We start from the raw sequence: 13,333 nt of genomic DNA, 5'->3' as shown, positions 1-13,333 counted from the left end.
TTCATTTAATGACCCACAAATGACTGCATCTTTGCGTTAATTCTTATAAGAAGCAACCAAATCAGCAACGATCGCAACTAGTTCTCCTGGATCGACTGGTTTAGGCACATGAGTCTGAAAGCCTGCTTCCAGCGCACGGCTACGATACTCGCTATCACCATAAGCAGTTAAAGCGATCGCAGGGAGTTTTTCCCAAATATCAGGCTTCAGCGCCCGGATCTTGCGGATAAGGGTGTAGCCATCTTCACCAGGCATAGCAATATCACAAATTAAGACATCTGGCTGCAACTCAGGTAGTACTTTCAATGCTACCGCCGCCGATGGAACTGCCATGACGGTGGCTCCATCAGCTTCTAACACGGTAGTAATGTAAAAGCGGCTATCGTCATCATCATCAACTACGAGGATGTTTAAGCCAGCAAGGGGCAGAGGAGGTTCCATAACATCTCCATAAATGTTTATCAAATGAAAGTTATTTCTAATGAGCTGCTGGTTTTTTTGTCTTTTACCACACCCTTGGTAATTTTACTGCGATCGCGCCTATTTTCCTAGACAATAATTCAATTTATCTAACCACCATCTAATTGATGGTTAATTATTCGCTGGAATTTATAATTCTTGACTGGATAAAATTATATTTGTGTTTAAATTCATTTTTACAAATAATTGTTTTACAAAATTATTTGGATAATCGCTGCCTATTTTATTACAAAAAACTTGCGATTTTGCTGGGACTTTTCAATTTAGCAAGCATGGCATTTTTTACATCTAAATTGTATTAATTAAATCAAGCTCTTGTAAGGTGGGCATCTTGCCCGCCATAACTATTTTAAGTTAAATGTAGAGTCAATACGGTTCGGTTAAAGGGCAAAGGGAAAAGGTTTGGAATACATCCTTTCCCCTTTACCCCTTACCCTTTACCCAGACCACAAGGAAAGTGAAAAATGCTTATCCGAACCGTATTAAATGTAGAGTAGCTTACCAAAGCTATAGCCAAAAAAATAGACAATGCCAAAACTCAAAACGAGTCAGCTCGGCATTGCCATTTAAAATATGTGAATCTAAATTACTGCAAAGAACATGAATAATCGGAAAGAGTGATGAGCTTTTTAGTTAACTCAACTCAAAACTTGCTTACTCCCACTCAATGGTTCCAGGCGGCTTAGAGGTGATGTCATAAACCACACGATTCACCCCTTTTACCTCATTCACAATCCGCGTAGAAATCACTTCCAGGACATCGTAAGGCACTCTCGCCCAATCAGCAGTCATGCCATCTTCACTGGTAACAATTCGCAAGACGATAGGATAAGCGTAAGTACGTTGATCACCCATAACGCCAACACTACGAATTGGCAGCAATACAGCAAATGCTTGCCAGAAATCATGATACATACCGCGTTGGTTAATTTCTTGCCGTACAATCAAATCGGCATCGCGCAAAATATTTAACCGCTCAGATGTAACTTCCCCCAAAATGCGAATTGCTAAACCAGGCCCAGGAAAAGGTTGTCGTTGGACAATTTCTTCTGGTAAACCAATGGAACGCCCAACTTTGCGGACTTCATCTTTAAATAGTTTCCGCAGTGGTTCCACCAATTTAAATCTTAGGTCTTTGGGTAAACCGCCAACATTGTGATGGCTTTTAATTTTTACCGCTACCCGCTCACCAGTTTGGGGATCAACATTGGTGTCAGCAGATTCGATGACATCTGGATAAAGAGTCCCTTGAGCTAGATAGTCAAAATGACCAAGGCGCTTGGAGGTTTCCTCAAATACATTGATAAATTCGTGTCCGATGCGGCGGCGTTTTTCTTCAGGATCTGTAACACCAGCAACCTTAGCTAAAAAGCGATCGCGCGCATTCACATACTCTACAGGAATGTGAAACTGCTCTTGGAACAGCTTTACCAATCGCTCTGGCTCATACTTTCGCATAAAGCCTTGATCGATAAACACACAAGTTAGTTGCTCACCAATCGCTTTATAGAGCAAGAACGCCAGGGTAGAAGAATCAACTCCCCCAGATAGTGCCAAAAGCACTCGCTTCTCGCCAACTCTGGTGCGAATTTCCCGAATTGCCTCTTCAACAAAAGCCGCAGTTGTCCAAGTGGGTTCGCAATCGCAGATATGGTAGACAAAATTACGGATTAATGCTATACCACCAAGAGAATGTACTACCTCTGGATGGAATTGAACCCCGTAAAGTTTCCTTTCGTGGTCGGCAATGGCAGCACAGGGGGTATTTTCTGTATGTGCCAGCAATTCAAACCCTGATGGCATTTGGGTAACTGAGTCTCCGTGACTCATCCACATAGTAGTGCCATCTTCGACGTTAGTAAGTAAATCTGTGGGATCGTCAATATATAATGATGCTTTGCCGTACTCACCTCGGTCAGCCTTTGCCACTTCACCACCGAGTTGGTTTACCATTAGCTGCATCCCATAGCAAACACCCAAGACGGGTATTCCCAAATTCCAGATTTCTGGGTCACAATGGGGAGCGTTATCACCATAAACCGAACTCGGCCCACCAGAGAGGATGATTCCTTTGGGATTGAGTTGGCGCAATTGTTCAGAAGTAGTGCGATAGGATAAAACTTCAGAGTATACTTGAGTTTCGCGGATGCGACGGGCAATCAACTCAGAATATTGAGAGCCGAAGTCCAGAATTATAATCAATTGGCGATCAAGTCGCCCAACATTTTCCAATGTTTGGGGCGCTTGTTCTGTCGGTAGAGTCACCACTGTATTCATGACGGAAGTGTTATGTCTGTTAAGGATAGATGCTTTATGGTCTATGGTGATGCTATTATTCAGCCTGCTTAGGCTGATAATGGTATAGAAGCCCTAGACAAACGCGAGGTTATGTGCGTTGGTCTAGTCCCGGAGCTAGAGATGGTATGAAAACGATAAACTTACCCTAGAGTGGTTACTTAAAAGATTATTTATTTGGATTGTTTACGATTATTCATAATAAATTAACATAATTTTCCCATTAACAGACCAGCAGTTTTACTCTTCACGATAATTTTGCGATCACGATCGAAGAGAATCGAGCCACAAATTGTAACCTCTGTGCCTCTTTCGCTATGGCTTTGGATGTATTCTTGGGAACGAACATCAATAGTTTCTGCGATCGCACTGTAAACTTGATTTACCCAATCACTGCCGGTAGCAGCATCTAGCGATTTTATATATATTAGTGCTGCTTCGGCGGTAGCACTATTAAATACAGCTTGGATATCTGGTGATTTTAAACCTGCGATCGCACAGTGCGCGGCCAAAATTTCTCGTCGTCCATCAGCCAAGTAGTGATGGGTGTGAAAAATCCCTCCAGCCAGCTTCATGAGCTTACCGTGATAGCCAAATAATAAGATTTCTTTCACGCCTAGTACATCAGCTTCTACTAACATTGGGCCGAGCCAGTTAGCAGTTTTGACCAATTGTTCGGGATTAATCCCTAGTTTACGCGCTAAATCTAGGCCATTCTCGCCGATACAGAATACTAAACTCTCAAAACGACTGGCTTTATTTTGTAATTCCGCCCGAAAGACTGCAAGCTGATCTGGTGTACTCAAAGGTTGAGAAATGCCGGTTGTGCCTAAAAGCGAAAGTCCTTCAACCACACCAAAAGCAGAATTTGAAGTCCGAACAGCTAGCGATCGCCCTTCAGGTAGAATAATCGTCACCGTGATTTTTTCCCCTGGTGCTAGGATTCGTTGCAAGTTTTCTTTTAAAAGCCTTTGAGCATAAGCATAAATAGCAGGTTTGTCGTCAGCATTCATTTGTCTGCCAATCCCTTCCCCGCCTTTTATAATTACAGTCTCCCCCTCTTCTCGCCATTCCACCAATGCCCAAATCGGTGTATCTTTAGTCAAATCGAGATTATCACCGGGATCGCTACGAGTAATTGCTAAAGCTGTATTTTCAGATAATCCTGCTACCTGTTCAATTGGGATTTCGGCGATTTGAGCCGGTTCAATCAAATCTACTGAGGCTATGCTTAGGGGTTTGCGATCGTGCAACCAGTGTAAAGCTGCAACAGCAGCAGCACAGGCAAAGACGGGAAGTGTGTATCCAGAACGGGACATTTTTTAAATTTAAAAGTCAAAATCATTCTTCAAAAGCGATCGCTCAGTCTCTCATTGAAAAGACAGTTTCAGATGGAAATTTAGAACGATTTGTGGCTTGCTTGCTTAAAGGTAACGACCCAAATCAGCAGCAGTAAGGCTTCAACGTACAACCAACAGACTGCGACTATCCTCTGTATTTGATTGATTATGCAACCGCTTACTAAGAACTAGGATAGTTCTGACTGCCTTCAAACATCGATTCTAGCTGCTCAACTGTTGAAAGAATTGCCTCTATATCTCCATTTGAAGCCAACTCCTTAATTTCCTTGAGACGTTCCAATACTCCTGCTTTCCCATCTGCAAGTAATACATTGAACTGATACCAATTGTACAGGTGATACAGCAAGTGATACGCAACACCCATATTTATTTCATGACTGGGTTCACGTAGAAATAACTCTAAATCAACTAACCAGTCTATTGCGGCTCCAATCCCATCAACATAAGTGTGAAAAACAGCAGTTTTCAGCATCTCTTCTGGTGCATTGGGATAAGCTTGGTGGAATGCCTGTTTTGCCTCACTACTCAGGTTACTACGTTGTAGCAAGGTTCGTACAATTTCCCAACGTTGTTCTCGACTGAATTGTTTTGGCGTGTTCGCATCCTGTGACTGTTGCATCTAAGCCCATCCAATAAAGCTCACAGTATAACCAGTCTGCCTTAACTGCGATCAATTGAACAACACTCCAGTCAAATTAGTGGTGATTGCTCACTAGTAGCCTTGCTGTTATGTCACCCAGGATGCTGATTTTGATATAGACGGTTTCGCTCATATTTTCAACCTACGCTAACACCAAAATACTTTCCACTTCGCTACTTACAAACTGGCTGATTATAGCAAAGTTATCACGCAAGATTTGGACAATTTTAGAAGTTGGACTGTTGCCAATACGGAGATAGATAAATTTGGGTGGATGACCAAAGAGAAGACTGCGCTGATGAAAATCAGAATCTTTGGAAGCAATTACAAAATCGTGTACTTTAGCGTACTCCCAGATAACCACATCGTCGGTGTTGATTAATCCTAAAGTTTTAACGTGTACTGAATCAGGATACAAATCTACAATCTGTGAAATAATTCGATCAGACAGATTTTCGTCTAGAAGCAGTTTCACAGGGATACCACAAATAACTTCTTCTCACGATCGGCAGCAAAAGTTAGACACGCTTTGATATCTTCAGAAGTTAATTCAGAAAAATCCTCTAGGATTTCTGCTTCAGTCATTCCACCAGCAAGATACTCCAAAATATCATAAACAGTGATCCGCATTCTCCGGATACAGGGTTTACCACTGCGTTTTCCAGGTTCAATTGTAATAATTTCGTGGTAATTCATAAATTAGTCAAGATATTTGTTTAATCTATGAGCGTTGTTTTCGTCAGTTTACCAACTAACTTGAGACAAAATTTTAGTTAGACTCCCACTTCTGATAATAGAGTTTCCATAGCTTCCCAAGAAATTCCTTGTTGAATATAACGGGGTGCTTCAGGATTGTAAGGACTGGCTACTCGATCAATATTGAGGATGTTTGCCCCATCTGGCAAAACTGGTACATCTGCATCAAATGCTGTGGGGCGCATCAAAGAACTGGAAAAGCCTTTGAAAATAGCAATTGTATCTTCCTCATCGGCAATTTCCACTATTACAATCAAGACTTCTTTGGGACGTTTGGCGGTGTATTGTTCTAGTCGCTTACCAATGGAATTCATTTTTTTACAGTAGGGGTATGTGACGTAGCAACATTTACTGCGGTGTGGCTGAACGTCCCTGCTTGCCAAGCTTAATCAGAACAAAATAGCTTAAGTAAACCACATAAATTACTAAACTAGTTATGCCAAGAAAACCTAAGAACTCGGCTTTGCTATTAGCATGAAAATATTCTTTGAATAATAACGGAATCTCAAACCAGACGCGACAATAAGCACTCTTCATCACACTGGCAGAAAAAGCACAACCCAAAAATGGGATCAACGCTAGTGTACCCAAAATGCAATAAACAGTTGTAGCCCAGCGCCAAGAGGTAAAAATAAATTTCAAAACTCCACTGGTTTGATACTCAATTTCATCGTTGATATCTACCCAGAACCACAGTGAAATTGGGATTAAAATCTGAGCCATCAATCCAGAGATAAAGCTAACTGGATACTGGGCAATCATTAAGTAAATCGTGATTGCCACCAAGCTTGATACTTTCCAGTATATAGTCAACAAGCGTTGTATAGCTTCTGCTTTTTGCACAAATGCCCAAATTAAAAGAATTAGCGGAATAATTACCAAGAATAATACTGCCAGTCGGTAATCAATCCAGACGAAAGGGCGAAACCAAACGTTATAGTCCATAGTTTTTCTCAAACGATAAATAAAACAATTTAAACTAAGAGCAAGTATCCATAACTGACAAACTTGTAAGCTATTAGCTAGCTAGTAGTCTATCTATATTACAAACAGTTTAATCAAAGCACAAAATCTAGCCTCAAGACTGCGCTCTAACTTCTTGGTGGAAGCAAGTGGCTACCCAACTTATACCATTTCACGCAGTTTCTACTATAAACACGTTTGTAGGGGCATACAGATGTACGCCCCTACAACCAATTCATGCCTTGCAAAGATTTTTGGAAAAATTTTTAAATGGTAAGTTGTTTAATTTACTTTCCTAAATCTCTCAATTTGGCAAAAAAACAAGCAACTAAAAGATCCTCAACTTAGATTTTACACTTACCTGTAGTAGCATCAGGGAGCCTGTTAAAAGCCAACTTAGGAGCTATGTACTTGATACTCGCGGACAAAACCCCAATTTTTTTTGGGTGTAAAGGTTTCCTTTTAAGATAAAAATTCTCAAAGCTTAACCCTCATACACCCGTAACTCCAGATATTTAACCAATTTTTGTCCATTGGAGAAAATAATGAAAGAGGGAGAGTACGGTTTTAGCCGGAAGTAGCGTAAAAGTGCGGAATCTCAGTAAGTAAATCCTGGTTGCTTGGTAACAAACGAACAGAAAATTAACTTGTTTAAATTTCTAGTCGTCATAAACCCGGCATTCAATTGCATCTGGGTTGTCATCACAATACTGTTCTAGAGAATTTTTGGGCTTGCTTTGGCGCTTGTGGGAAGCTTCGGCTTGCAATTCTTCTACTGCATCCCAAGCAGCAGCACATTCTGGTGAACCGCTACCGTTAATGTCACAGACAGTACGCGCTTGTTCTACTTCTTCTTGGATTTTCTCTTGGATGTCGCTTGTCGCTGTTTCTTGGATGTTGGTCATTGCTTTAGTCTCGTTGTGTGTTGTTAATACTAGTATAGAAAAACTTCAGAAATGGCAGATTTTAGCTTGATTACTAACCATTCTAACTATTCAGTTCATAAGTTAGTACTTTAGCCTATTGATTTATAACCAATATAGTAAACTGCCGCATCTATAATGCATTCATCTTTATGTTTTAAGATTTTGTGGGATTAGTACCATAGATAAACAATCATACAATATATTTAGATGCATCTATTAGGGAATGACAACCCCAGCTTCTTGGATGGAGGAGACAAAAGGCTGGCACTAATTCTTGTAAGATGCAATTCTTCCCAAAATAAAAATACATCAAAATCTACTAGCACAAAAAGAGAAAGAAGCTCAAAACTCATGGCAGACCAAATGCAGTGGGCAAATGCCCTATCAACCCGTCATTCTTTAGAAGCCGCCGTTACAGATGTGGTGGAACGAGCTGTCTCATCATTAACAGCACCTGCGGATCTAGGACTGGTATTCATTTCGTCTGCTTTTACGAGTGAGTATTCCCGATTGTTACCCTTGTTAGCTGAGAAACTTTCTGTACCAGTGCTAATTGGCTGTAGCGGTGGAGGTGTGATTGGGACGACAGTTGACGGAGAAACCCAAGAACTCGAAGCGGAACCAGCTATTAGCTTGACTTTAGCACATCTTCCAGGGGTGAAGGTTCAAGTTTTTCATGTTGTTGCTGAAGAATTACCTGACTTAGATAGTTCTCCAGATGCTTGGGTTGATTTGATTGGTGTGCCAGCATCACCAACACCCCAGTTCATTTTGTTGTCTAGTTCCTTCGCCTCTGGAATCAACGATTTGTTGCAGGGATTGGATTTTGCTTATCCAGGATCGGTGATCGTGGGAGGACAGGCTAGTGGTGGAGGTATGGGTGGTCGTGTTGCCCTATTTTGTAATGAGACTGACGGCGAAGAATGTCAAAGTCTGTATCGTGAGGGTACTGTTGGGATAGCTTTGACTGGCAATATTGTTTTGGAAACGATTGTAGCCCAAGGATGCCGACCGATTGGCAAACCGTTGCAAGTTACAAAAGCCGATCGCAACATTATCTTAGAGTTAGATGAGCAAGTACCGCTAGTGGTGTTGCGAGATTTGATTGCTAGTCTTAGCGAACACGAACGAACTTTAGCACAGCACTCTCTGTTTGTTGGTGTGGCGATGGATGAGTTTAAGCTGGCTTTGCAGCAGGGAGACTTTTTAATTCGTGGTATTCTTGGGGTCGATCCAACAGCTGGAGCGATCGCAATTGGCGATCGTGTTCGTCCTGGTCAAAGGCTACAATTCCACCTACGCGATGCCCAAGCCTCTGCTGAAGACCTAGAGTTACTCCTTCAAAGTTATCAAACCCAACGAGAATCTGAACCCTCTGCTGTCGCTGCCTTAATGTTTGCCTGTTTGGGCCGAGGCGAAGGACTTTATGGTAAACCCAATTTCGATTCTGAACTATTTCGCCGCTACCTCAGCGATATTCCTGTAGGTGGCTTTTTCTGTGGTGGTGAAATCGGCCCTGTTGGTGGCAGAACTTTCTTACACGCCTACACTTCCGCATTTGGAATTTGTCGCCAGAATCAGTTATGAATTATGAATTAGACTGTTGACTATACAGCAATCTTATCTAATTCGTGAAAATTCGCCGTGTCCAGCTCCCCGACTTCTTAAAGAAGTCGGGGAGCTAATTTTTCACTGTCCTTCTATATTTGCAGATATATATCGATATAAACGCTCTGAATACTTGTCTATATAGACAAATATATTTTTTGTATAGGCTAGTTTAAATATTAATTTATACCTTGTATTCTCTAACAAAAAGCTCGATGATTAATTGAGAAAAGAGATAGTTATAGGTTAGCGAATAATGTCAATATAATTAATTATTTTTCTGAGTCATCGTCAGAAAATATCTGATATTTATCTGAAATTTATTCATGTCGGAGTTGAAATAATCCAATGCTAGAAGGATGGATTCAAATTGCATTAACGCTGTTAATTATAGTAGCGATTACTCCATTTTTTGGGCGCTATATGGCGCGTGTATACCTAGAGCAAAGTACTTTTCTCGACCCAGTTTTGAATCCGGTTGAGCGAGTGCTTTATGCTTTAGTTGGTGTTAAAGCCAAAGAAAATATGACGGGCTGGCAGTATGGGCGAGCAATCGTTTACAGCAACGTAGTCATGGGATTGCTACTTTTCTTTATCATCATGAGTCAAGGATGGTTGCCCCTCAATCCCACGGGGATAAAAGCCCCAACTTGGGATACAGCGCTGCATACTACTATTTCCTTTATTACTAATACCAACCAGCAGCATTATTCTGGTGAAACCTACATGAGCTATGCCAGCCAAATGTGGGGTCTGGGTTATCACATGTTCACCTCTGCTGGTACTGGTTTGGCGGTAGGAATTGCTTTTATTCGGGGATTAACTGGTAGATCGTTAGGCAACTTTTATGTAGACCTAATTCGCTCGATTACCCGAATTTTGCTGCCTATTTGTATTGTAGGTGGGATTGTGTTGATAGCTGCTGGTGTTCCCGAAACCCTGGCGGGTGCAGTTGTATTCCCTACCTTGGAAGACCCGAATATTAGTCAAGCGATCGCTCGTGGCCCCGTTGCCCACTTTGAAATTATCAAGCAATTAGGGGAAAACGGCGGCGGCTTTTTTGCTATTAACTCGGCACACCCCTTTGAAAATCCTAGCGGATTTACTAACTTAATTCAAATCGTGGCCATGCTTTCAATTCCTACTTCCCTAATCTACACTTATGGGTTGTTTGCGAACAACACTAAGCAAGCCTGGTTAGTCTACGGAATGGTGGGCATCCTTTATGTAATATTTATCATCGTTACTGCCATTGGTGAATACAACGGCAATCCGGCTGTGAATGCACTGCTAGGTAGTCAGCAACCAAATCTAGAGGGTAAAGAAGTCCGGTTTGGTTGGGCACAATCTGCACTATTTGCGGTAAGTACAACCGGTACCATGTGCGGCGCAGTCAACAGTTTACACGACTCTTTCATGCCCAACGGTGGTTTTATTACGCTTTCTAATATGTTCCTGCAAATTATCTGGGGTGGACAGGGTACTGGAACCGCTTATTTATTTGCTTACTTGATTCTGGCTGTGTTTGCTACAGGACTGATGGTGGGGCGCACACCAGAATTTCTCGGACGCAAGATTGAAAAGCGTGAAGTTGTACTTGCTAGCTTCTTGATTTTGCTTGTTCACCCGATCGCCATTTTGATTCCCGCAGGAATCGCCTTGGCATTTCCCGATCAACTATCAGGAATTAGTAATCCAGGCTTTCACGGCTTTGCTCAAGTTATTTACGAATATGCCTCAGCTGCTGCGAACAACGGTTCTGGCTTTGAAGGTTTAGGCGATTCACAACCGTCTCCTTTTGCAATATCTACAGGTACAGCAACAACTTTAACCGCTTTGTGGTGGAACTTAAGTACCTGCTTCAGTTTACTAGTTGGACGCTATATCCCAATTTTAGGTTTGCTGTTCTTAGCAGATAGTATCTCTCGCAAGCAAGCTGTTCCTTATACCACTGGTACATTACGAACCGATACTGGACTATTTACAGGCGTTACCGCAGGCGTAATTTTAATCCTGGGCGCACTCACATTCTTCCCAGTGCTGGCATTAGGCCCCATCGCTGAAGCCTTTTTTATTACCAAAGGTATCGGCTAGAGAGTAGGAGATGAGGTACAACAACCCATTCCCAATGCCCAATGCCCCATTCCCAAAATTTAATGTATGCCAATTACTACTGATTCTCCTTCGCCTCGTATTCCATCTGGAACTCGTGACTCGCGTAAGCACACCCCCAAAACAGATATGCGGGGACTTTACCAAAGAGCAATTCGTGAGTCATTTGTCAAACTCGATCCGCGAATTACTGTCAGAAACCCAGTTATGTTTGTTGTTTGGGTGGGGACAATTGTCACCTTTCTTGTTACCCTTGACCCAAATCTGTTTGGCACAGTCCAGGCAGATATCAACCAACAACGCCTGTTAAATGGGTTGATTACTTTTATTCTCTTTTTCACCCTCGTATTTGCCAACTTTGCCGAAGCTGTAGCAGAAGGACGCGGTAAAGCACAGGCTGATTCACTGCGATCGACGCGATCGGATACGATCGCTAATAAAATTCTCCCTGATGGTTCTATACAACAAGTCAATTCTACGGAACTGCGACGGGGCGATTTGGTTCAGGTGGTTGCAAATAATATGATTCCCGCCGATGGGGATGTAATTAAAGGCATTGGCTCAGTAGATGAGTCTGCCATCACTGGGGAATCTGCCCCTGTATTAAAGCAACCAGGTACAGATATTGCCAGTTCGGTGACAGGAGGTACACGCTTACTCTCAGACGAGTTGACAATTCGTATTAGTGCCGATCCAGGTCAAGGCTTTATTGATCGCATGATTGCCCTGGTAGAAGGGGCACAACGCACCAAGACTCCCAACGAGATTGCTTTAACAGTATTGTTGGCAGTGCTAACGCAGGTGTTCTTGATTGTGGTGGCAACTATGCCGCCCTTCGTTGGCTACATCGCTAGTTTTATCACCACGGCCTTTGGCGTTGAGGCGGGAAACAGTTTGCGGGCGGGTGCTAGCGTTGCTATTCTCATCTCACTACTAGTAGCTTTGATTCCCACAACTATCGGTGGTTTGCTCAGTGCGATCGGTATTGCAGGGATGGACAGGGTTGCCCAATTCAATGTCATTGCTACCTCCGGTCGGGCAGTAGAAGCTTGCGGCGACATCAACACCTTGGTGCTGGATAAGACGGGTACAATCACCTTGGGGAACCGAATGGCTGATGAGTTGATTCCTCTGGATAATCACTCGCTAGAAGATGTGGCGCGAGTCTCTCTAGCTGCTAGCTTGTTTGACGAAACGCCAGAGGGCAAGTCAATTGTAGTTTTAGCAGAAAAGTCTCAGGCTGCGGTAGATTTTAATATTGACAAAGCCGAAGGTGTAGAATTTTCGGCGAAAACCCGAATGAGTGGCACAAATCTACCCGATGGCAAACAAGTTCGCAAAGGAGCGGTAGATGCCATTAAGGGATTTGTCCGTTCTCGTGGCGGCTACGTTCCTGATGATATAGACGCAGCTTATGAGCGAGTTTCTCGGTTAGGCGGTACACCTTTAGCTGTTTGCCAAGATGACAAAATTTATGGTGTGATCTACCTCAAAGATATTGTCAAACCTGGTCTGCGGGAACGATTTGACCAACTCCGCCGGATGGGTGTTCGCACCGTCATGCTTACAGGTGACAATCGAATTACCGCTTCGGTAATTGCTGAAGAAGCTGGGGTGGATGATTTTATTGCCGAAGCAACTCCAGAAGACAAAATTGAGGTGATTCGCTCCGAACAATCTCAGGGTAAACTGGTGGCAATGACCGGGGATGGTACTAATGATGCTCCTGCTTTGGCGCAAGCAAATGTGGGTGTGGCAATGAACTCTGGGACGCAAGCTGCTAAAGAAGCTGCTAACATGGTGGACTTAGACTCTGACCCCACGAAGCTAATTGACTTAGTAACCATAGGTAAACAGTTGCTAATTACTCGTGGAGCCTTGACAACATTCTCCATCGCTAACGATATTGCCAAGTATTTTGCGATCATTCCCACAATCTTTGCGGCTGCTGGAATCGGCGCACTGAATATTATGGGATTAAAGAGTGCCCAATCTGCGATCGTCTCGGCGCTGATTTACAACGCCTTGATTATTCCGGCACTAATTCCGCTAGCACTCAAAGGGGTAAAGTTTTTACCTTTAACAGCAGATCAACTGCTACGTCGCAACATCTTCATCTATGGCGTTGGTGGCATCATTGCTCCCTTTATTGCCATCAAACTAATAGATATTATTTTACCTTTGTCTTAATT

Annotated in this window: 12 protein-coding genes; 3 read left to right on the top strand and 9 right to left on the bottom strand. The window is 42.7% G+C overall.

The annotated features are described in order from the left end of the window. Positions 1-36: 36 nt before the first annotated feature. The 9 genes from H6G86_RS21095 to H6G86_RS21055 all read right to left on the bottom strand — a co-directional run bounded on the left by H6G86_RS21095 (position 37) and on the right by H6G86_RS21055 (position 7,400). Positions 37-441 carry a response regulator gene (locus tag H6G86_RS21095; RefSeq protein ID WP_190935945.1) on the bottom strand — a complete coding sequence of 135 codons (405 nt, stop codon included), beginning with the start codon at positions 439-441 and terminating at the stop codon, positions 37-39. A 693-nt stretch (positions 442-1,134) separates the two neighbouring features. Further along, positions 1,135-2,757, bottom strand: a complete 1,623-nt coding sequence (guaA, locus tag H6G86_RS21090; RefSeq protein WP_114082045.1) for a glutamine-hydrolyzing GMP synthase — start codon at positions 2,755-2,757, stop codon at positions 1,135-1,137. Positions 2,758-2,981: 224 nt separating this feature from the next. Next, positions 2,982-4,094, bottom strand: coding sequence for a cobalt-precorrin-5B (C(1))-methyltransferase CbiD (cbiD, locus tag H6G86_RS21085; protein WP_190935944.1), 1,113 nt, complete (start codon positions 4,092-4,094; stop codon positions 2,982-2,984). A gap of 202 nt (positions 4,095-4,296) precedes the next feature. Further along, entirely contained in the window at positions 4,297-4,755 is a 459-nt protein-coding gene (locus tag H6G86_RS21080; RefSeq protein WP_190935943.1) for a hypothetical protein, read from the bottom strand. Between the two features lie 163 nt (positions 4,756-4,918). Further along, positions 4,919-5,251, bottom strand: coding sequence for a DUF5615 family PIN-like protein (locus tag H6G86_RS21075; protein WP_190935942.1), 333 nt, complete (start codon positions 5,249-5,251; stop codon positions 4,919-4,921). Further along, the gene (locus H6G86_RS21070; protein WP_190935941.1) at positions 5,248-5,472 is read right to left on the bottom strand and encodes a DUF433 domain-containing protein; all 225 of its coding nucleotides are present in this window, start codon (positions 5,470-5,472) and stop codon (positions 5,248-5,250) included. The genes H6G86_RS21075 and H6G86_RS21070 overlap by 4 nt, the downstream gene beginning before the upstream one ends. A gap of 77 nt (positions 5,473-5,549) precedes the next feature. Beyond that, positions 5,550-5,846: a DUF7734 family protein gene (locus H6G86_RS21065; RefSeq protein WP_190935940.1), complete on the bottom strand. Its 297-nt coding sequence runs from the start codon at positions 5,844-5,846 to the stop codon at positions 5,550-5,552. Positions 5,847-5,880: 34 nt separating this feature from the next. Continuing rightward, entirely contained in the window at positions 5,881-6,477 is a 597-nt protein-coding gene (locus H6G86_RS21060) for a DUF3177 family protein (RefSeq protein WP_190935939.1), read from the bottom strand. Positions 6,478-7,154: 677 nt separating this feature from the next. Continuing rightward, a complete protein-coding gene (locus H6G86_RS21055) occupies positions 7,155-7,400 on the bottom strand; it encodes a Calvin cycle protein CP12 (RefSeq protein ID WP_012407493.1) in 246 nt (81 codons plus the stop codon). A 372-nt stretch (positions 7,401-7,772) separates the two neighbouring features. Between H6G86_RS21055 and H6G86_RS21050 the strand changes: the two genes are divergently transcribed. From H6G86_RS21050 to kdpB, 3 genes are all read left to right on the top strand, one after another. Then, complete coding sequence (locus H6G86_RS21050) at positions 7,773-9,008, top strand: FIST signal transduction protein (RefSeq protein ID WP_190935938.1); 1,236 nt, start codon at positions 7,773-7,775, stop codon at positions 9,006-9,008. Positions 9,009-9,377: 369 nt separating this feature from the next. Then, positions 9,378-11,123, top strand: coding sequence for a potassium-transporting ATPase subunit KdpA (gene kdpA / locus H6G86_RS21045; RefSeq protein ID WP_190935937.1), 1,746 nt, complete (start codon positions 9,378-9,380; stop codon positions 11,121-11,123). A 66-nt stretch (positions 11,124-11,189) separates the two neighbouring features. Then, positions 11,190-13,331, top strand: a complete 2,142-nt coding sequence (gene kdpB, locus H6G86_RS21040) for a potassium-transporting ATPase subunit KdpB (protein WP_190935936.1) — start codon at positions 11,190-11,192, stop codon at positions 13,329-13,331. Positions 13,332-13,333 lie beyond the last annotated feature (2 nt).

Origin of the sequence: Nostoc sp. FACHB-133 (assembly GCF_014698055.1) — a bacterium.
GTDB lineage: Bacteria > Cyanobacteriota > Cyanobacteriia > Cyanobacteriales > Nostocaceae > Nostoc.
This window is presented reverse-complemented; position numbering and strand designations above follow the sequence as displayed.